The 19,444-nt window shown below is 43.7% G+C and carries 17 protein-coding genes; 7 read left to right on the forward strand and 10 right to left on the reverse strand.

The window, feature by feature from the left end; all coding sequences use genetic code 11:
• Window positions 1-362 precede the first annotated feature (362 nt).
• From MCT08_RS08985 to MCT08_RS08995, 3 genes are all read left to right on the forward strand, one after another.
• A complete protein-coding gene (locus MCT08_RS08985; RefSeq protein WP_168522267.1) occupies window positions 363-1,673 on the forward strand; it encodes a TolC family outer membrane protein in 1,311 nt (436 codons plus the stop codon).
• A 1-nt stretch (window position 1,674) separates the two neighbouring features.
• A complete protein-coding gene (locus MCT08_RS08990; RefSeq protein ID WP_274678277.1) occupies window positions 1,675-2,289 on the forward strand; it encodes an OmpA family protein in 615 nt (204 codons plus the stop codon).
• A gap of 118 nt (window positions 2,290-2,407) precedes the next feature.
• Window positions 2,408-2,758: a DUF2750 domain-containing protein gene (locus MCT08_RS08995; RefSeq protein ID WP_053309854.1), complete on the forward strand. Its 351-nt coding sequence runs from the start codon at window positions 2,408-2,410 to the stop codon at window positions 2,756-2,758.
• A 197-nt stretch (window positions 2,759-2,955) separates the two neighbouring features.
• Here MCT08_RS08995 and queC read toward each other — a convergent pair whose 3' ends face one another.
• Both queC and queE read right to left on the reverse strand, forming a co-directional pair.
• Window positions 2,956-3,639, reverse strand: coding sequence for a 7-cyano-7-deazaguanine synthase QueC (gene queC / locus MCT08_RS09000; RefSeq protein WP_053309855.1), 684 nt, complete (start codon window positions 3,637-3,639; stop codon window positions 2,956-2,958).
• Window positions 3,640-3,649: 10 nt separating this feature from the next.
• Window positions 3,650-4,300 (reverse strand): 7-carboxy-7-deazaguanine synthase QueE, encoded by a 651-nt coding sequence (gene queE, locus MCT08_RS09005; protein ID WP_168522272.1) that lies wholly within the window; start codon window positions 4,298-4,300, stop codon window positions 3,650-3,652.
• 191 nt (window positions 4,301-4,491) lie between these two features.
• On the opposite strand from queE, the gene MCT08_RS09010 reads away from it, so the two are divergent.
• Window positions 4,492-5,298: a Cof-type HAD-IIB family hydrolase gene (locus MCT08_RS09010; protein WP_261926790.1), complete on the forward strand. Its 807-nt coding sequence runs from the start codon at window positions 4,492-4,494 to the stop codon at window positions 5,296-5,298.
• 47 nt (window positions 5,299-5,345) lie between these two features.
• On the opposite strand, the gene MCT08_RS09015 is transcribed toward MCT08_RS09010, so the two are convergent.
• From MCT08_RS09015 to MCT08_RS09050, 8 genes are all read right to left on the reverse strand, one after another.
• Window positions 5,346-6,764 carry a bifunctional NUDIX hydrolase/phosphatase PAP2 family protein gene (locus MCT08_RS09015; RefSeq protein WP_053309858.1) on the reverse strand — a complete coding sequence of 473 codons (1,419 nt, stop codon included), beginning with the start codon at window positions 6,762-6,764 and terminating at the stop codon, window positions 5,346-5,348.
• 29 nt (window positions 6,765-6,793) lie between these two features.
• On the reverse strand, window positions 6,794-7,276 hold the full coding sequence (locus MCT08_RS09020; RefSeq protein ID WP_053309859.1) for a GNAT family N-acetyltransferase: 483 nt from the start codon (window positions 7,274-7,276) through the stop codon (window positions 6,794-6,796).
• Window positions 7,277-7,502: 226 nt separating this feature from the next.
• Complete coding sequence (locus MCT08_RS09025) at window positions 7,503-9,380, reverse strand: propionyl-CoA synthetase (RefSeq protein WP_053309860.1); 1,878 nt, start codon at window positions 9,378-9,380, stop codon at window positions 7,503-7,505.
• Window positions 9,381-9,409: 29 nt separating this feature from the next.
• The gene (gene prpF / locus MCT08_RS09030) at window positions 9,410-10,585 is read right to left on the reverse strand and encodes a 2-methylaconitate cis-trans isomerase PrpF (protein WP_274678278.1); all 1,176 of its coding nucleotides are present in this window, start codon (window positions 10,583-10,585) and stop codon (window positions 9,410-9,412) included.
• Between the two features lie 12 nt (window positions 10,586-10,597).
• Window positions 10,598-13,219: a Fe/S-dependent 2-methylisocitrate dehydratase AcnD gene (acnD, locus tag MCT08_RS09035; RefSeq protein ID WP_274678279.1), complete on the reverse strand. Its 2,622-nt coding sequence runs from the start codon at window positions 13,217-13,219 to the stop codon at window positions 10,598-10,600.
• A 78-nt stretch (window positions 13,220-13,297) separates the two neighbouring features.
• On the reverse strand, window positions 13,298-14,428 hold the full coding sequence (gene prpC / locus MCT08_RS09040) for a bifunctional 2-methylcitrate synthase/citrate synthase (RefSeq protein WP_053309862.1): 1,131 nt from the start codon (window positions 14,426-14,428) through the stop codon (window positions 13,298-13,300).
• 266 nt (window positions 14,429-14,694) lie between these two features.
• Window positions 14,695-15,591 carry a methylisocitrate lyase gene (prpB, locus tag MCT08_RS09045; RefSeq protein ID WP_168522285.1) on the reverse strand — a complete coding sequence of 299 codons (897 nt, stop codon included), beginning with the start codon at window positions 15,589-15,591 and terminating at the stop codon, window positions 14,695-14,697.
• A gap of 117 nt (window positions 15,592-15,708) precedes the next feature.
• On the reverse strand, window positions 15,709-16,377 hold the full coding sequence (locus tag MCT08_RS09050) for a GntR family transcriptional regulator (RefSeq protein ID WP_141652839.1): 669 nt from the start codon (window positions 16,375-16,377) through the stop codon (window positions 15,709-15,711).
• Between the two features lie 339 nt (window positions 16,378-16,716).
• On the opposite strand from MCT08_RS09050, the gene MCT08_RS09055 reads away from it, so the two are divergent.
• The 3 genes from MCT08_RS09055 to MCT08_RS09065 all read left to right on the forward strand — a co-directional run bounded on the left by MCT08_RS09055 (window position 16,717) and on the right by MCT08_RS09065 (window position 19,438).
• A complete protein-coding gene (locus tag MCT08_RS09055; RefSeq protein ID WP_053309865.1) occupies window positions 16,717-17,526 on the forward strand; it encodes a hypothetical protein in 810 nt (269 codons plus the stop codon).
• Between the two features lie 247 nt (window positions 17,527-17,773).
• Entirely contained in the window at window positions 17,774-18,745 is a 972-nt protein-coding gene (locus tag MCT08_RS09060) for a tripartite tricarboxylate transporter substrate binding protein (protein ID WP_172533354.1), read from the forward strand.
• A gap of 195 nt (window positions 18,746-18,940) precedes the next feature.
• The gene (locus tag MCT08_RS09065; RefSeq protein ID WP_053309867.1) at window positions 18,941-19,438 is read left to right on the forward strand and encodes a tripartite tricarboxylate transporter TctB family protein; all 498 of its coding nucleotides are present in this window, start codon (window positions 18,941-18,943) and stop codon (window positions 19,436-19,438) included.
• The last annotated feature ends 6 nt before the right edge of the window (window positions 19,439-19,444 follow it).

Consider the following 19,444-nt stretch of genomic DNA (forward strand, 5'->3'; position numbering starts at 1 on the left):
TGGCGGCGCAATCTGTCATTCATACTATATATAAATTAGCACTTAACACTTAGAAAACAAAGTATGCGTGTTAATGCAACATTATTAAAATTGGCGGTATAGCGACTTAAGTCACACATTGATATATTGAACTAACATCACATTAACTGGTGTTTTTTTGGCATTGTTAGACTAATCTAAATTTTGTTAGTGATTCCTCTCACCTTAATTAAACAAAATTATGTTATATGATTATGTACAGGTGGCGGATAATTGTTTATTAATGTTATTTTATTTGCATTTTCGATAAATCGTCTCATTAATGAGACAACTAATGCCGTAGTATTAGATAACAAAATGTAAGCACCTTGAGGAGCTAGAAAGTGAATTGGACGAAAGTTAAGGTATTAAGCTGTGCCACAGCATTAAGTTTTCCTGTTTCTGCGTATAGCCAGACTCTTGAACAGGCAGTATCAATAACGCTTGCAACCAATCCAAATATTAAGAGTTCATTCAACGAGTACGTAAGCAAACGTTACAGCTCTGATGCTTCGTCTGGGGCTTACTTACCAAAGATTGATTTAGATGCTGGCATAGGCTATGAGGCTGTAGATTTAGCATCAGGTATTGATAATGAATTAACTCGCAAAGAGGCGACGATAACATTAACTCAGTTGATCTGGGATGGCTCATCTACATTAAATGATATCGATCGAACAGCTGCAGATGCAGAATCAGTGCGCTTTCAACTACTCGCCGACGCGCAAGACATCGCATTAGAGGTTACTAAGATCTATCTCGACTCAACGAAAGCTTTTGAGATTCTAACGCTTTCCGAAACCAACCTAGCAGTGCATAAAAAAATATATCGTGACATTCAAAAACGCGTTGAGTCAGGAATAGGTTCTACAGCTGACTTATCTCAGGTTGAGGCTCGTTTAGCAAAAGCACACGCAAATTTATTAGCCGCGCAGAATAACTTGTTTGATGTACATACTCAGTTCAAACGTATTGTTGGTCAGACACCTCAAGGGTTAATTTTCCCTCGCGCTGACCAATCAGCTTTGCCTTTTACTATAGATTCAGCGATTGCCAAAGCGTATGAGAATCATCCGGTAATTAAAGTCGCACAGGCCGATGTCGATTCAGCCAAGTTTCAATATAAGCAAACTCAAGGCACAAACTACCCTACGCTCTCTTTTGAAGCAGCTCAGACATGGCGTGATGACGCGGGTGGTATCGAAGGTAGCAGTGATGAATTTTCTGCCATGCTTCGGATGAGATATAACTTGTACAACGGTGGCTCAGATTCAGATCGTACCCAAAGTGCAGCCTATCAAATGAATAAAGCAAAAGATTTAAGAGACAGGACCTATCGCACGGTTGAAGAAGGATTACGTTTGTCTTGGAGCGCACTGGATTTAACTTTACAGCAAAAAGAATTTTTGGCTGATCATGTTGATTCTGCATCCGACACTGTTATCGCATATGAAAAACAATACCGTTTGGGTAAACGTACATTGCTTGATGTATTGAATACCGAGAACGAGCTTTTTGAAGCTCGCAAAGGCTACTTAGATGCGAAATACGATGAACAATATGCAAAATACCGTGTCATGAATGCAACTGGTACGCTATTAACAGCATTAAGAGTTGACACTCCGAAAGAATGGCACGAAGCGGTGGAGTATTAAAATGTTAAAATATTTATTGCCGATCATGGCTAGCTCAGCACTCATTATTTCAGCAACTTTATACGCTGATGATGAGTATGAGTATATCACCACGCCTTTGGCGACACAGATTGATGATTTACAAGACGACGACAGAGATGGGGTGATTAATGCTCGAGATTTATGCCCTGATACTCCTTTAAGATCAGATATTGATAACGATGGCTGTGGTACCTACATTAAAACCGAAGAACAGCTTCAATTAAGGATCTTGTTTGCTAATGACTCTGCGGATATTAATCCTGTATTTCGTGGACAAATCCGTTCAATGTCAGAGTTTTTAAAACAGTATCCATCGACGTCTATTGAGCTGCAAGGCTATGCAAGCAAAGTAGGAAGCGCTGAGTACAATTTAGCACTGTCGAAAAAGCGAGCTTACAATGTGGAAAATACCTTAATTAGCTATGGTATTAGCCAAAGTAGGATTCGTATCGTTGGCTTTGGTGATACTAACCTTGCCGAAAGTGGCGATGATGAAGTTAGCCATGCTATGAACAGAAAAGTGATTGCAACCGTTGTTGGTCATAAAGGTTCAATTAAGGAAGAATGGTCTATTTTCACTAAACGCGAGCAGTAGTCAACAAACGGTATTGATATAAAGGGCATTTTTGCCCTTTTTACTTTCCAAAATTGTAATGTGTTTGACGGCACAAAATGCTATCCTTGCCACGTCGTAACCTTATGAGATAAAGATAATGAGCAAATTAACTGCTGACCTTCAAGCAAACTTAGAACTGTTTGTAGCACAAACAAAAGAAACCCAATTAGTTTGGGGGCTAAAAAACGAAGATGGTTGGCTTGCATGCGACTCTACGGAATTCGAAAACAGTGAAGTGATGCCTTTTTGGTCTGCGAAAGAAGATGCTGAAACTCACAATGTAGAAGAGTGGTCTGATTTTGAAGTGTTAGAAATTCCTTTAGATATTTTTGTTGAAGATTGGCTCATTACGCTGGATGAAGATGGTGTGTTGATCGGTACAAACTGGAATGCAAGCCTAGAAGGTAAAGAGGTTGAGCCTGCTGATCTGGCTAAAATGTACCTTTAACCATTCGCTGTTATCTTAGATAAATGCTCCGCCTTAGGCGGAGCATTTTCGTTTTATCCTATCAAAACTACTTGAAGTTGCAGGTAGGCGGCAAGTGAGTTCATCCCCATGAGCATAGATACACTATGTGATTGGGGTGAGCGAACGTAGCCAACACCGCTGCAACTTCAAGTCGGAAGGGTATAAGCACTTTCGGTTCACTGCTTGCGTCTGAGTTCATTCATTATTTCAGACTTATTGCTAAGGTAATTATTTAAACCAACCTTACGTAATTCACATGATGGGCAATCGCCGCATCCATCACCAATAATGCCGTTGTAACAGGTCAACGTTTCATTTCTCACTAGCTCTAGTGCATCGTACTGATCAGCCAGCGCCCACGTTTCTGCTTTATTCAACCACATCAGTGGTGTACTGATCTTAAATTGACGATCCATACCTTGTACTAAAGCACTATTCATTGCTTCAACAAAGTCATTGCGACAGTCCGGATAGCCTGAAAAATCAGTTTCACAAACCCCAGTAATCACAGTATCTGCACCAATTTGGTAGGCGTAAATACCCGCTAAAGTTAGAAATAAAATATTACGGCCAGGTACGAAGGAGTTTGGTAGGCCATTGTCTTGCAACTCATGCGATACAGGAATATCGTCTCTGGTCAAAGAGCTGATCGCTAATTCATTCAATAGGCCAACATCCATGACTTTATGTGCCGCCACACCTAATTTTGTTGCTAACGCTTTGGCAACCTCAATTTCTAATTTATGACGCTGACCGTAATCGAAAGTAATTGCATGCACTTCATCAAACTCATTTAAGGCTTGAACCAAACAAGTGGTCGAGTCTTGTCCACCACTAAATACAACAACGGCTTTTTTCATGATTTATCCTCTATGCAATACTGAGATACTTATGAGTTTGGATTGATAAACGCCAATTTCTCGCAATACATGTATCAATACACAATTGCGTTGCTCTCTCTTTTTGACTGATCGGTTGCAGGGCGATAATGGTCGATGTAGGTACATTTGCTCTTGAGAGTAACTCATCTAATTGATCGATATCTTTTGATGTCGCCACTGGGTGTTTAATTTCATTCGCTCGAAGTAGCGCCGAATCTAAAACGGGTAATTTACCTTTCATGGCCACCTTTGGTGACACCGTAACCCATGTTTTCTCTGTTGCTTGTATCGGTGATGTTCCACTTGTTTCAATTTGACACTGGCAGCCTATTACTTCAAACGCTTGCGTTAGCGGTCGTAAATCATAGATACAGGGCTCTCCACCAGTAATGACAATATGTTTAGCTTGATAGCCCTGTTTTTTATAAAGCGAAATAATCTCTTTAGCACTGGCTGAACACCAAGTTGGGTTGTCTTGAGTCTTAGCTAAAATGTCATCTGTGGAGCGCTCATCTTGCGGCGTAGCATCCCAAGTTTGTTTCGTGTCGCACCAAGCACACCCTACAGGGCATTGTTGCAGACGAATAAAAACAGAAGGCACACCAGTATAAACACCTTCACCTTGGATGGTTTCGAACATTTCGTTAATTTTGTACAACGTAAACTCAGCCTAACTTGGTATCAAAAATATAGGTCGCTGACCTTAATGGAAGCCTAGCTTCAGGTCAAATTAATCCCCCGCTATTAACTAAAAAATTGCTTAAATCAGTGGCACTGGAATCCTAACTTGAATAAGCTGCACACTTCTTCTTTTTTAAATTTAGGTAAGACATGTACAAACTCATCGCATTAGACATGGATGGCACACTGCTCAATAGCAAAAAGCAAATTACAGAAAGAACCAAGCAAGCTATCGCCAAAGCTCGGGAGCAAGGTATCACCGTGGTACTTGCATCTGGTCGCCCAATAGACGGTATGCGCGATAAATTGGAAGAACTTAATCTGAACTCTAACGATGATTTTGTACTCTATTACAACGGCTCTATGGTGCAAAACATTGGTACTGGTGAAATCATCCACCACCAGATCATCGACGGAAAATCAGCAAAACAAGTAGCAAAACTGGCAAGCCAATTTGGTGTAAATACGCACGCCTTCAGCCAAATACACGGTCTAATTACACCACATATCAGTGAATACACTGAACTGGAAGCAAGAATCAATGGGTTGTCTATCACTGAAATGGACTTTGAGGCACTGGAAGATGACCACCCAATTATCAAAGCTATGATCGTCGCCGAGCCAAGCCTACTGAGCGATACGGTGGCTAAATTGCCTGAAGAACTGTACCAACAATTTACCATTGTTCAGAGTGCGCCATTCTTTTTAGAGTTTCTCAACACTCAGAGTAATAAAGGTGTTGGCGTTAAAGCGATTGCTGATCACTTAGCAATAACGGCCGATCAAGTAATATGCATGGGTGATGCAGAGAATGATCACCACATGTTGGAGTTTGCCGGGCTCGGCATAGCAATGGCCAACGCGATGGAACAAACCAAGAAAATTGCAGATCATATTACGCTAAGTAATGATGAAGATGGTGTTGCTATTGCTATTGAGAAATTTGCGCTCAATTAACGCTGAAGTATTAACCGAATAAACGCCTCATCGTCAATTGGGGCGTTCTATTTATACGCTTTTTTTCTCCATGAGAGAGCAAAAATAACCATCAATACTGGAAAGCGTAGCGTTTCAGCGACTAACGATAGCAAGCCGCTATAGGCAATAAATGTTGCTGCATATGAAATGAGGTAGTTGCCCCCGAGTAACACGATAACGGCTAACCACATTTGCGTCTCCGTCATACGGAACTCTATTTTTTTCATAACCAGCACCAACATTGAAGCAGTGGTCAATATTGCAAGCCACAAAGTGAAAATAGGAAACGGCCATATCACGGTCAAAATCGCGACTGAAATCGTTAAGCCCCACCAAACACCCCGTGAACTCAACAGAGTATTGATATCAACATCAGGCTTCAACTCTAAACGAATGATATGCCATGCTATCAAAAAGCCGAGTAATCCGCCCATTGCCATATCCGTTAAGAATGCTTCACCAATATAAAATTGACTCAACATAAACAGTGACATTATCGCCAAGCATAAGGCAACCCATCGATTCCAATACAACCTTCCACAAGATCTAAGTAAGATAATCCCGACACCAACCCATAACGCCATCGGTAAACTAGGAAATCCATTGCCATAGCCTTGGTGTTGCTCCAAAAAGGGAATATAAGCATGCGGTCTTGGCAAGGTAAAACCTTGCTCTGCAACCAAAGAAAGTATCGATGTCACGGAGACAACAAAAAACATTTTGAAAACGGATTGTTTTCCAAAATAGCCTGCAATCAATGGAAATAAAACAATCAAAAATAAAGGGCTTGCCAATTTTGTCAGCCAATTAGCCATTAGGTTGACACCATTCAACAGTGGTTCTGGCAATAAGGTAACCGCTTGTTGCAGTGACACTATCCAATGTAATTGAATTTGGTGGATCTTAGGCGCTGCCGCCATAAGCTCAGAGACATAATTAACTGGCTGATCCTCAGCTTGAGTAGCCATGTCTATGATAAATTGCCACTGTTCTGGGTAGCGGTACTGGGATGCATTTATTTCATTCGGGTCAACCAACATTGCGCTGGCGACTTCAACTCCGTAATGAGGCGCAAACCAGATCGGTAATTCATGCCCATCAAATACATTCTTGGACTTAAACGCAATAACGTCTGAATCGCTGCGACAGCTATAAATAACCGCACTATCGGTATAGCCTAATACTGCTCCAACCGTCACCACTAAACCGGTTTCTTCCCATGTTTCTCTCTGAGCGGCTAGCTCTGGTGTTTCTCCTGGGGTGATGGTGCCACCAGGTAACGAAATCTGTTTTGTGATGATCTCATTGACCAATACAATCTTGTCATCGGCTTTAACCAAACATAGGGCACCACGAATATTCTTACCCTGTTCTAGCGCAAGACCACTCGTTGAAAACAGCAGTGAAAGTAATATCCCGCTGATCAATAAAAACTGCTTAAACACATTAAAACCTATCAATATCAGCCACCGACCTATTTGTTATCGATTGACTTACGTAACCAATGAATATGATGAGAAAAACCTGACTGCTGATAAAAAGACTGCGCACCCTGATTAAAATCCCACACTTCAACAAAAACTTCGCTTACACCATAGTCTTCAAAAGTTTGTTCTATTTTGTTTAGCAACATCTGCGCGATCTTTTGTTGGCGCTCTTTTGGCTCAACATAAAGCTCATCAATACTTCCCATTTGCACAGGTTGGCTAACTGTCGAGATCAGCTCACAAAAATGCCCCGTAATAAAACCGACAATCGCCCCTTGCTTTTTTGCGACATAAACTAAGCATTCTGGATCATCGAGATAGCGAGCAATGCTTTTCTCTTGTTCTATCTCTTCTGCGGTTTTGAAATATTGCGGGCAAGCGAGATGATGTTCATGGTGAAGGTCATACATTAGTTGGTTCAATGATGCCAAATCGGTATCACCGGCTGGGGCAATCGTTATTTGCGACATATTTTGCACCATGAATGAAGAAAGCTGGGGCACGATTTTATAAGATAGCTCTGAAAAAATACATCTCGACGTAGTCACTTTTCATGCAAACACTTTCTAAAGCTGTCTCATTGTTAAGATATAGAGAACAAAGTACCCTAATAATAATTTAAGTAAATCACTATTTGCTACTCACATTGAAAAACGCCTCACAGCATGTGAGGCGTTAATACCATGGTCAATAAACCTAGTGATGCAGCGCTTTTTCAAGCTCACTAAGGCTAGCTGGATCATCAATTGTTGAAGGTACGGCGTATTCATCGCCATCGGCAATTTGACGAATCACCCGTCTTAGAATTTTACCTGAACGCGTTTTGGGTAAACGTTCGACCACCAAGGCATGCTTAAAGCAAGCGACTGCTCCAATCTCACTACGCACTTTACCAATTAACTCTTTTTCTAATTCCAGCTCATCGAGCTTGATACCATCTTTAAGTACCACCAAACCCAATGGCAACTGCCCTTTCAGTTCATCGTACACACCAACGACTGCACATTCAGCAACAGCAGGATGCGCACCGACAATTTCTTCCATTTCACCCGTCGATAATCGATGCCCAGCGACATTGATCACATCGTCAATTCGCCCCATGATAAACAGATAACCGTCTTCATCGAGATAACCACCATCACCGGAAACATAATAACCTTCAAATTGCGCTAGGTAGCCGGATTCAAAACGATCATGGTTGCGCCACACTGTCGGTAAACAGCTTGGTGGTAGCGGCCGTTTAAGTGCAACAAACCCTTGTTGATTCGCGGGTAATACTTCACCAAATTCATTGAGAATTTCAACCTGATAACCGGGAAGCGGCTTAGTTGCAGAGCCGGCCTTAACTGGCATAAGTTCTAAACCAGTAGGGTTACCCGCTATCGCCCAGCCAGTTTCGGTTTGCCACCAGTGGTCAATAACTGGTTTGTTGGTGTGCAGTTCTACCCACTCTAAGGTCGGTGGATCAAGCCTTTCTCCGGCCATAAAAATAGTTTTTAACTTGGACAAATCATAACGCTTCAAACCATCGCCATTAGGATCTTCTTTCTTAATGGCCCGAAAAGCGGTCGGGGCAGAGAATAGCGCTTCGACTTGATACTCTTCACACACTCGCCAAAACGCGGCAGGGTCTGGTGTCCGCACCGGTTTCCCTTCATACAAGATAGTGGTACAACCATGAATAAGCGGCGCATAGACAATATAGGAGTGCCCAACAACCCACCCCACATCCGAAGCTGCCCAGAATACTCCGTTTTGCGGCATGTTATAGATAGTCGACATCGAATACTTCATCGCTACCGCATGACCACCGTTGTCACGCACCACGCCCTTCGGCTTACCTGTCGTACCAGAAGTATAAAGAATATAAAGCGGATCAGTTGCTAACACCGGAACACAACCGTGAGGAAGTGCAGCTTTAACCGCGCTATTCCATTCAATATCTCGCTCATGGTTTAGTTCAGCCACATGCTCGGAGCGTTGCAATACCAACACTTTTTCTGGCTTCCAGTGACTGTCTAAAATCGCGCGATCCACCAGCGGTTTATAAGGCAGAATCTTATCGACTTCGATACCGCACGATGCCGTCATGATCACTTTCGGCTCGGCATCTTCAATTCGCACTGCCAGTTCATTGGGGGCAAAACCACCAAAGACCACAGAATGAATCGCGCCGAGTCTTGCACATGCGAGCATTGCCATCGCAGCTTCAGGGATCATCGGCATGTAGATGATTACCCTATCGCCTTTAGTCACGCCTTGTTCAGCCAGCATGCCAGCGACTTTTGCCACTTGGTTACGTAATTCGGTATATGTATATTGGCGTTTTCTGCCCGTTACAGGAGAATCATAAATCAAGGCGGTTCGTTCACCTCGCCCTTGTTCACAGTGATAATCCAACGCCAGCCAACAGGTATTAAGCACACCATCAGCAAACCAGCGTTCAATACCGTTGCTGTCTTTTTGTAATATGGTTTTCGGAAATTCAAACCAATCAATCTGTTTAGCTTGCGTTTGCCAAAATGATTCTGGTTCGGATTGAGCCCATTGATATTCCTTTAAATATGCAGACATAACATTTTCCTTCACGTCATTTTTCTATTTTAAAGATGGACTCTCACCCAACCTTCCATTAATACTCGCGCACTACGACTCATTACCGCCTTTTCTACCGTCCAATTATTATTGATTCTGGTAGCACTCGCCCCCACTTTCAATGAGCCCGATGGATGACCAAAAGTGACCGACTCTTTTTCGCCGCCACCGGCCATCATATTCACCAAAGTTCCGGGCACACAAGCGGCTGATGCGATGGCGACCGCCGCCGTACCCATCATGGCATGATGCAATTTGCCCATCGATAAGGCTCTGACCAGAATATCCACTTCGCTTGCAGAAACCGCTTTACCGCTCGATGACAGATAGTTTTGCGCTTTTGCCACAAACGCGACCTTTGGCGTATGTTGACGTTGCTGTGCCTGTTCGAGATGTTCAATCAATCCCATTTTTAATGCGCCATAAGCACGAATCGATTCAAACATCGCCAACGCTTTTTCATCGCTATTGATTTGATCTTGCAGCTCAATACCTTGATAACCAATCGCATTCGCTTCAACAAAAATGGTTGGAATGCCTGCATTAATCATGGTGGCTTTTAAGGTGCCTAAACCGGGTACTTCCAGATCATCAACCAAATTTCCTGTTGGGAACATGGAGCGATTATCATCTGCCGCTGTATCTGCGGGGTTGATAAAATCAACCTGAATTTCGGCAGCAGGGAACGTCACGCCGTCTAATTCAAAATCGCCCATTTCTTGTACTTCACCATTACAAATCGGCACATGCACTAAAATGGTTTTTCCAATATTCACTTGCCACACGCGCACCGTTACCACACCATTATTGGGAATGTGCTCTTCGTCGATAAAGCCACTATGAAGAGCAAACGGGCCTACTGCAGCGGAAAGATTGCCGCAATTTCCACTCCAATCGACAAACGGTTTATCGATAGAAACTTGTCCGAACAGGTAATCAACATCGTGATCGTCTCGCTCGCTTTTACTGACAATGACGGTTTTACTGGTGCTCGATGTAGCCCCCCCCATACCATCAATCTGCTTAGCATAAGGATCAGGGCTACCAATCACACGTAGCAACAGCTGGTCTCTGATTTCTCCAGCTTGTTGCGCCGCTATGGGCAAATCTTCAAGACGAAAGAAAACGCCTTTGCTCGTACCACCACGCATATAGGTAGCTGGGATTTTTAATGATTTACTCACTTATCTTTCTCCCTACTGAGCCAGAAAATCTTGCGCGAAACGTTGTAATACACCGCCTGCGTTATAGACATTCACTTCATCAGCCGTGTCTAAACGACACGTCACCGCAACGTCTAGTTTCTCACCGTTTCTTTCGCCTTGAGTACGAGTGATAACCAAAGCTAAATCGACACCCGGTTTGATCTCACCTACAACATCATAAAGTTCAGTACCATCGAGCTCTAATGTGTGACGATCAGTCCCTGCTTTAAATTGCAGTGGTAGCACGCCCATACCGACTAAATTGGTGCGATGAATGCGTTCAAAACCTTCAGCCACAATCGCTTCAACGCCAGCTAAACGCACTCCTTTAGCCGCCCAGTCACGAGATGAACCCTGACCGTAATCGGCTCCTGCGATAATAATGAGCGGTTGTTTACGATTCATGTAGGTTTCAATGGCTTCCCACATACGTGTTACCTGCCCTTCAGGCTCAATGCGCGCCAGTGATCCTTGCTGAACCTTACCCCGCTGTTGCACCATTTCATTGAATAACTTGGGGTTAGCAAAAGTGGCACGCTGCGCGGTGAGGTGATCGCCTCGGTGGGTTGCATACGAATTAAAATCAGCTTCTGGAACCCCCATTTGGGTCAGGTACTCACCTGCGGCACTAGAAGCTAAAATAGCGTTCGATGGTGATAGGTGGTCGGTAGTGATATTGTCACCCAAAATCGCCAGAGGACGCATACCAGACAAACTTCTCTCACCAGCTAGTGCACCTTGCCAATAAGGAGGACGACGGATGTAGGTACTCATTGGCCGCCAATCATAAAGCGGATTGTTGTTTGCTGCTTCACTCTCTGGCTTAAACATCTGAATATAGATTTGATTGAACTGTGCCGGTTTTACGTGATGATTAACAACAGCATCAATGTCTTCATCGCTCGGCCACAAGTCATTGAGATAGATCGGGTTACCTTGTGCATCAATGCCCAATGCATCTTTTTCAATATCAAAACGAATCGTTCCCGCCAACGCATAAGCCACCACCAACGGTGGTGAAGCTAAGAATGCTTGTTTGGCATAAGGGTGAATACGACCGTCAAAGTTGCGGTTGCCCGATAACACAGCTGTGGTGTAAAGGTCGCGTTCGATGATTTCATTTTGGATGAGCGGATCCAGCGCACCACTCATACCATTACAGGTGGTACATGCATAGCCGACAATCCCAAAACCAAGCTGCTCTAACTCTGGTAGTAATCCCGCATCTTCTAGGTATAACTTGGCCACTTTTGAACCTGGAGCGAATGACGTTTTCACCCAAGGTTTACGCACCAAACCAAGCTGATTCGCTTTTTTGGCCAACAGCGCTGCTGCAACCACATTGCGTGGGTTACTGGTATTGGTACACGACGTAATGGCGGCGATGATCACCGCACCATCTGGCAATTCACCCTCTTTTTCTTGCCATTCACCAGCGATACCGCGCTGAGCGAGTTCGGAGGTGGGTAAGCGACGATGTGGATTAGAAGGTCCTGCAAGATTGCGCTGTACTTGTGATAAATCAAATTCCAACACACGCTCATATTCCGCGTGTTGCAAATCATCCGCCCACAATCCCGTTTGCTTTGCATATTGTTCCACTAACGCCACTTGCTCGGCATCTCGTCCCGTTAGCTTTAGGTAATTGATAGTCTGTTCATCAATATAAAACATCCCTGCGGTTGCGCCGTATTCAGGTGTCATATTAGAGATGGTAGCGCGATCACCGATGGTCAAATTACGCGCCCCTTCACCAAAAAATTCCAGATAACACGAAACCACGCGCTGGTTACGCAGAAATTCTGTTATCGCGAGAACAATATCAGTAGCAGTAATACCCGGCTGACGGTTCCCGGTTAATTTCACCCCAACAATATCGGGTAAACGCATCATTGATGGGCGACCGAGCATCACTGTTTCGGCCTCCAAACCGCCAACACCAATCGCTATCACACCTAAGGCATCGACATGCGGCGTGTGGCTGTCGGTGCCAACACACGTATCTGGAAAGGCAACACCATCTTTGACTTGAACCACAGGCGACATTTTTTCTAGATTAATTTGGTGCATGATGCCGTTACCCGCAGGGATAACGCTGACATTTTCAAACGCGGTTTTACACCATTCGATAAAATGGAAGCGGTCTTCATTGCGACGGTCTTCAATTGCGCGATTTTTCTCAAAGGCATTAGGCTCAAAGCCTGCGTGCTCCACCGCTAATGAGTGATCAACTATTAATTGCGTCTCCACCACTGGATTAACCTTGGCTGGATCACCACCTTGTTCGGCAATCGCATCTCTTAAACCAGCTAAATCAACCAATGCGGTTTGGCCTAAAATATCGTGGCAAACGACGCGCGCTGGATACCAAGGAAAATCAAGGTCACGCTTGCGCTCAATCAATTGCTTTAAAGAATCAACCAATGCATGCGGCTCGCAACGACGGACTAAGTTTTCCGCCAAAATTCGCGAGGTGTAAGGGAGTTTTTCATACGCACCCATTTGAATTTCATCAACCGCTTGGCGCGCATCAAAATAATCCAGTGTTGTACCTGCCAATGGTTTTTTGTATTGGCTACTACTCTGAAATTGGCTAACTGTTTGATTATTCATTACTTCCACCCATCACATTATTCCTCCCCCAAACCATCCCCAAAGTGGGGAACGCTTTATATTTCACACAACTGAACGTTATTTACGTTGCTCTATCGGTAACCATTGTTGATGCTCTGGGCCATCGTAGTCGGCACTTGGACGAATGATTCGGTTATTGGCACGTTGTTCAAAAACATGCGCAGCCCAGCCTGTTAAACGACTCATCACAAAAATAGGGGTAAAGAGTTTGGTGGGAATATCCATAAAGTGATACGCCGAAGCATGGAAGAAATCGGCATTGCAGAATAAGCCTTTTTCGCGCTTCATCACCGCTTCGACTCTCTCTGACACGGCGTATAGATGAGTATCGCCGACGGCTTCAGACAGAGTTTTAGACCAGCGTTTGATCAGCGCATTGCGCGGGTCACTTTCACGATAAATTGCATGACCAAACCCCATGATTTTGTCTTTATTAGCGAGCATTTGCAGGATGTTGGACTCTGCTTCTTCAGGTGTTTGCCAATTTTCAATCATTTCCATTGCAGCTTCATTGGCACCACCATGCAACGGGCCACGCAATGTACCAATAGCACCAGTCACGCAAGAGTGGATGTCTGACAAGGTAGATGCACACACTCGCGCTGCAAACGTTGAAGCATTAAATTCATGCTCAGCGTACAAAATTAGTGAGCAATGCATCACTTGCTTATGTAGCTCGCTTGGGGTTTTCCCGGTCAACATTTTCAAAAAGTAACCACCGATGCAATCTTCACTTTGATCTTCGGTATCAATGCGAACGCCATCGTGACTAAAACGATACCAGTAACAAATAATGGCCGGAAACAGCGCCAACATGCGCTCAGTCGCACTGAGTTGCTCATCAAAGCTGTGTTCAGTTTCAAGATTACCAAGTACAGAACAGCCTGTGCGCATGACATCCATTGGGTGCGCATCCGCAGGGATAAGCTCTAGTGCAGCCTTCAGTGACTGTGGCAAACCACGTAGACCAATTAAACGAGTTTTGTATTGATCCAGTTCGGCTTGGGTAGGTAAATGTCCAACCAATAATAAATGCGCGACTTCTTCAAATTGTGCGTTATTGGCGAGGTCAGTAATATCGTAACCTCGATAAGTTAAGCCAGTTCCGGTTTTTCCTACGGTACACAAAGCAGTAACGCCCGCGCTTTGTCCGCGCAGACCTGCGCCGCCGAGTGGTGCATTTGACATGTTGAACTCCTTTTCTTGCTCTCACGCCCTATCTCGTGTGGATGTGCTTTTATCTTCATCATGTCTTGTCTTTCTAAAAACCTGAAGTTGTAGAAAAACACATAATTAGGTAGCGGGTCGATCAAGCGATTTCACGTTATTGAATATGCTCATTTAGAGCTTGTTATTTCTATTTATCTTGTTAGTGGCCGATAGTTAATTCAGTCCATGCTGTATTCTGTTGATTTTTATTTGATGCATTGCGCTTTTCATTCAACGCACTTCACTTATTCTTTCTCAGAGAACAGCTGATCGAGTTTGTCTTCATAATCGTGGTAATTGAGATAATCATAAAGTTCGTTACGGGTTTGCATCGTATCGAGTAAGGCTTCTTGGTTGCCATGTTCGAGTAAATGGCGATACACCATTTCAGCCGCTTTATTCATTGCTCGGAACGCACTGAGTGGATAAAGCACCATGTCAACTTTCGATTTTGCTAAATCCTGACAGCCATAAAGTGGCGTCTGGCCAAACTCGGTAATATTGGCCAAAATTGGCACGTGTTTACCACTAGCCGCAGCAAGTGCAGTCGAAAAACGGTCATACTGTTCTAGAGTGGTCATCGCTTCAGGGAAAATCATATCTGCGCCAGCATCCACACATGCAATCGCACGTTCTATTGCGCTATCAATTCCTTCCACCGCTAACGCATCCGTTCGTGCCATGATGACAAATTCAGGATTGATGCGCGCATCAGCGGCCGCTTTCACGCGATCCACCATTTCTTGCTGACTGACAATAGCTTTGTTTGGTCGGTGACCACAGCGCTTCTGTGCTACTTGATCTTCCATATGGATCGCGGCTGCACCGGCTTTTTCCATCGCTTTGATCGTGCGGGCAATGTTAAATGCACCACCGAATCCGGTATCTATATCGACCAGCAAAGGCAAATCACACGCATTAGTAATGCGTTCCACATCCACCAGCACATCGTTAAGCGTTGTAATGCCAAGATCCGGCAATCCATAAGATGCATTGGCAATACCGCCACCAGAAAGATAAATCGCTTGGTGACCTAAACGTTTCGCCATCATGGCGCAATAAGGGTTGACGGTGCCGACAATTTGCAGCGGGTCATTACTTTGCACGGCGAGTCTAAATTTCGCCCCCGGACTTAAGCTCATGAGATTCTCCTAATCAGTGCGCTTTAGATTTCGATTCTTTTCGTCTTGAAGTGGTTCTACACTGACACTCAGCCTGTACCACCACTATTTATTTAATAACTTCAAGCCATTGGCTATCTACTGTTCGTTCGCAATCTGCTGCTCAATCAATTTCCGGCTACCGGAGATATGGCGTCGCATTAACATTTCAGCCAATTCTTCATCGCGGTTTTTTATCGCTTGCAGAATGTATTTATGCTCATCTAACGCCTCTTTAGGGCGTGAATGTGAACGCGGTGATTGATAGCGATACATACGTAATAAGTGATAAAGCTCATCGCACAATAAGGTGATGAGTTTCTGATTGCGGCTCGCTTTGATGATGCAGTAATGAAAGTCGAAATCACCATGCTGGTGAAAGTAAGATGCCCCTTCCACTTGGTCGATATGGTGAGAATGTGTCGACAATAACCCTTCAAGTCTAATTAACTCGTCGGTGTTGATATTGCGAGCCGCAAGCCTGGCAGCCATTCCTTCAAGAGCCTCGCGCACAGCGTATAATTCAACTAATTTGTCGGGTGATAGTTGAATAACTCGTGCGCCAATATGTGGGATACGCTCGATCAAGCCTAACCCTTCCACTCGCATAATAGCTTCACGCAGTGGACCTCGGCTGACCTGAAAGTGTTTAGCAAGTTCCGGTTCTGAAATCTTGCTGCCGGGTGCGATTTGCCCTTCAACAATCGCTTCAATCAAATACTCAGTAAGATTCTCTGATTTGGTGCTTTCTTTTTCGGGTTTAGTCATCAGATCTTTTTGACGCTCAAGAGCACTGATTTTTAGCGCTTTATTTTGGACTATTGTATTCATCGTTTCGCCTTACACAGTTCTTCACTAGCCGGTTTACATCACTAAAAAAAAATGTGTTAACAATTAATCAAACTAAACACAAAATAGACCACTAAAGTGTCGACAATCAAGATAATTGTCGACAATTTAGACTAATGTATAATAAACCGACTCAATATCTAACCAGAATATAAAGGTTAGATAGAAAGGTGACTCTGTGAGCTTGGAAAGGGAAAAACAATCATTGAACCGATAGAATAACAAGTGCAAACAATCACCTATGACATGGTAGTCACTATGAGTCTTTGGAAGACAAGCACAACTGCACAATATTTTGCCTCACTACTCACTATTCCTTTGCTATCGGGATGCATTGCTTATTCGTTAGATGAATACCACTCAATGACCTATTCCACTTTAAGTGAGGCTTACTACTCAGAAAACGAACTTACTGTTGCGGATAACCCAAATGTGGTTCGAAGCGCGGTTGAGCAAAATCACTTGGTATGGACAACCGACCTCAAATCTGTCGAAGATGAATTACCTACGCTATTTCCAGAATTAAATTTGCACGAACAAAATAGTCATCCCTTCGATGTACAGATCTTCCATGTTGCATTGAATCACCTGATTGGACGTTTTGGTTGTGAATTGTACAGCAGCGTGCAAAACGAAGATTCTGTTCAAACCTGTGACAATCAAGGGACCATCGCTGCAAACAATTTAGGATATTTACCTTTTAACAAAGGGAAATATTTAGGCGAACGACTACAAGTGCATCAACAATCCAACCAGCAGAGATTCGCAATTGATCTTTACTTAAAGAGTGCTTTTGAGCGTTCGCTAGACTCTGTGTGGGGAGCCGTCCATACCTTAGGTCATTTTAACCATTCACAACTGTCACCTGATAGCTTGGTGTTAACCGTCTACCTAAACGGTTATACACAAAATAGCGAGAATGCATTGTGGCAACCACTTCACGCAGAGCCATTGATCTTTTTTGTACTGCTACCGAATATCGATTCAATTTTAAGCCAAGAGAATGAAATGGCAGCTTCTGATTTTTCTTACAATAACAGCAAGTTATTGCTCGTAAAAAGTCAATAAGCCCCTTCATATAAAGTTCACATCAAGCCTGCGAAACCGAGCGTGAACTTTATGAACAAAACTTCCTTTATGCTCAATATTGTTTTTATCTACGCATTAGAGACAAAACGGCAACAAGTTATTAACTTAATATTATCCGCAACAAGCTACATTTAGCGGAATAATGATAATAACAATAAGCATCATGACGTTATCGTCAGCCAGCTTACGCTGACGACAATGATGCGCCGACATAAGGAACGTGAATATGTTTAAGCATTTTAAACCAACCCTCGCCGCATCCATTTTGGCTGCAGCCTTTTCTTTCAGTAGCTTAGCGGCTGACATAGAAAAACTGCACATTTTAATTCCTGGTGGTGCCGGTGGTGGTTGGGACATGACGGCTCGTGGTACTGGTGATGTGCTGATGAAAGCCAATATTGTCAGTAATGTTTCGTACCAAAACCTCTCTGGCGGTGGTGGCGGCAAAGCCATTGCACACTTAATTGAAACAGCAGATCGTCAACAAGATACGTTGATGGTCAATTCGACCCCTATTGTGGTGCGTTCTTTATCTGGCGTATTTCCTCAATCATTTCGAGATTTAACCCCCATCGCTGCCACCGTTTCTGATTACGGTGCTATCGTTGCAGCCGGCGATTCAAAATATAATACTTGGGAAGATGCCGTTGCAGACTTCAAAGACAATCCACGAAAAGTAAAAGTAGCTGGTGGTTCCGCGCGCGGTAGTATGGACCACTTGGTCGTTGCTGCAGCATTTAAAGGACAAAATCTCAACCCGAAAGAAGTACGCTATATTGCGTATGATGCGGGCGGCAAAGCCATGGCTGCTCTGCTTTCTGGTGAAACTCAGTTGCTTTCTACTGGCCTAGGTGAAGTACTAGAAATGTCGAAATCTGGTCAAGTGAAAATTCTTGCTATTACCGCACCAAAGCGTCTTGAGGTTGCACCAAACATTCCGACACTGACTGAATATGGCAACCCAACCGTATTTGCTAACTGGCGTGGTTTCTTTGCCGCTCCGGGAACTAGCCAAGAAAAAATCAATGAATGGAATGCCGCTTTGTCGAAAATGTACACCACTGATGAATGGAAAGTTGTCCGTGACCGCAATGGTTGGATAGACAACTACAAGGCAGACAAAGAGTTCTACTCATTCTTGGAAGATCAAGAAAAACAAATGGGTGATCTAATGCGCGAGCTAGGTTTCCTAAAATAGTAACGTTTCGGGGGCGCACGTTGTCCCCGCCTCTAAATCACCTTTTGCCGTACTCCACTATGTTTATACTCCTTTGTTTATTCGGTCAGGTTATTGGTCGCTAATCACGCCCTTTAATTTACCGCTTAGTTAATACATTTATTAACTCGCTGGTGTGCGGTTTTTTCTATCCATTATTTTGCAACGGAGTTGGATATGTCGGATCTGCCAACCAATTATTTCAGTAAGGAGTACCTACTGTGCCGCGATCGTGTTGGTGCATTAGTCTTTCTTGCTCTGAGCCTATGTTACGGCTATCAAACCACCAATATTCCCATGTTTCCCGGTGATGAATACGAACCGTTTAATGCGCAAACACTACCGAACTTACTCACTTACGCTGGTGTGTTTTTATCACTGATGTTATTGGTGATGGGCAAACCGGATAAAGACAGTGGAGCGGTACTCGACTTTAACTGGAAGTTATTAATTGGCTTTTTAGTGTTGATGGCACTTTACGGGCTGGGACTGACATACATTGGTTTTGTACTCGCCACCAGCTTCTTTCTTCTCGCTGGCTTTTTTATCTTGGGTGAAAGACGTAAATCCATTCTTCTTGGTGCGTCTTTCCCGTTTGTGATCGCCTTTTACCTTCTCTTGACTCAAGGCTTGGATATTTACCTTGAACCAGGACTTATTTTCACTCTTTGGTAGGAACAA

It is taken from the genome of Vibrio aestuarianus, from assembly GCF_028858425.1.
In the GTDB taxonomy this organism is placed as follows: domain Bacteria; phylum Pseudomonadota; class Gammaproteobacteria; order Enterobacterales; family Vibrionaceae; genus Vibrio; species Vibrio aestuarianus.

Bases quoted from the DNA above. Each gene is read 5' to 3' on its own strand.
- MCT08_RS09020 (WP_053309859.1), bottom strand. From the start codon at position 7,276: ATGTCGCAAATAACGATTGCCCCAGCCGGTGATACCGATTTGGCATCA.
- prpC (WP_053309862.1), bottom strand. From the start codon at position 14,428: ATGTCAAATGCACCACTCGGCGGCGCAGGTCTGCGCGGACAAAGCGCG.
- MCT08_RS09055 (WP_053309865.1), top strand. From the start codon at position 16,717: ATGAGTCTTTGGAAGACAAGCACAACTGCACAATATTTTGCCTCACTA.
- queC (WP_053309855.1), bottom strand. From the start codon at position 3,639: ATGAAAAAAGCCGTTGTTGTATTTAGTGGTGGACAAGACTCGACCACT.
- prpB (WP_168522285.1), bottom strand. From the start codon at position 15,591: ATGAGCTTAAGTCCGGGGGCGAAATTTAGACTCGCCGTGCAAAGTAAT.
- MCT08_RS09050 (WP_141652839.1), bottom strand. From the start codon at position 16,377: ATGACTAAACCCGAAAAAGAAAGCACCAAATCAGAGAATCTTACTGAG.
- MCT08_RS08990 (WP_274678277.1), top strand. From the start codon at position 1,675: ATGTTAAAATATTTATTGCCGATCATGGCTAGCTCAGCACTCATTATT.
- queE (WP_168522272.1), bottom strand. From the start codon at position 4,300: ATGTTCGAAACCATCCAAGGTGAAGGTGTTTATACTGGTGTGCCTTCT.
- MCT08_RS08995 (WP_053309854.1), top strand. From the start codon at position 2,408: ATGAGCAAATTAACTGCTGACCTTCAAGCAAACTTAGAACTGTTTGTA.
- MCT08_RS09010 (WP_261926790.1), top strand. From the start codon at position 4,492: ATGTACAAACTCATCGCATTAGACATGGATGGCACACTGCTCAATAGC.
- MCT08_RS09060 (WP_172533354.1), top strand. From the start codon at position 17,774: ATGTTTAAGCATTTTAAACCAACCCTCGCCGCATCCATTTTGGCTGCA.
- MCT08_RS09065 (WP_053309867.1), top strand. From the start codon at position 18,941: ATGTCGGATCTGCCAACCAATTATTTCAGTAAGGAGTACCTACTGTGC.
- acnD (WP_274678279.1), bottom strand. From the start codon at position 13,219: ATGAATAATCAAACAGTTAGCCAATTTCAGAGTAGTAGCCAATACAAA.
- MCT08_RS09025 (WP_053309860.1), bottom strand. From the start codon at position 9,380: ATGTCTGCATATTTAAAGGAATATCAATGGGCTCAATCCGAACCAGAA.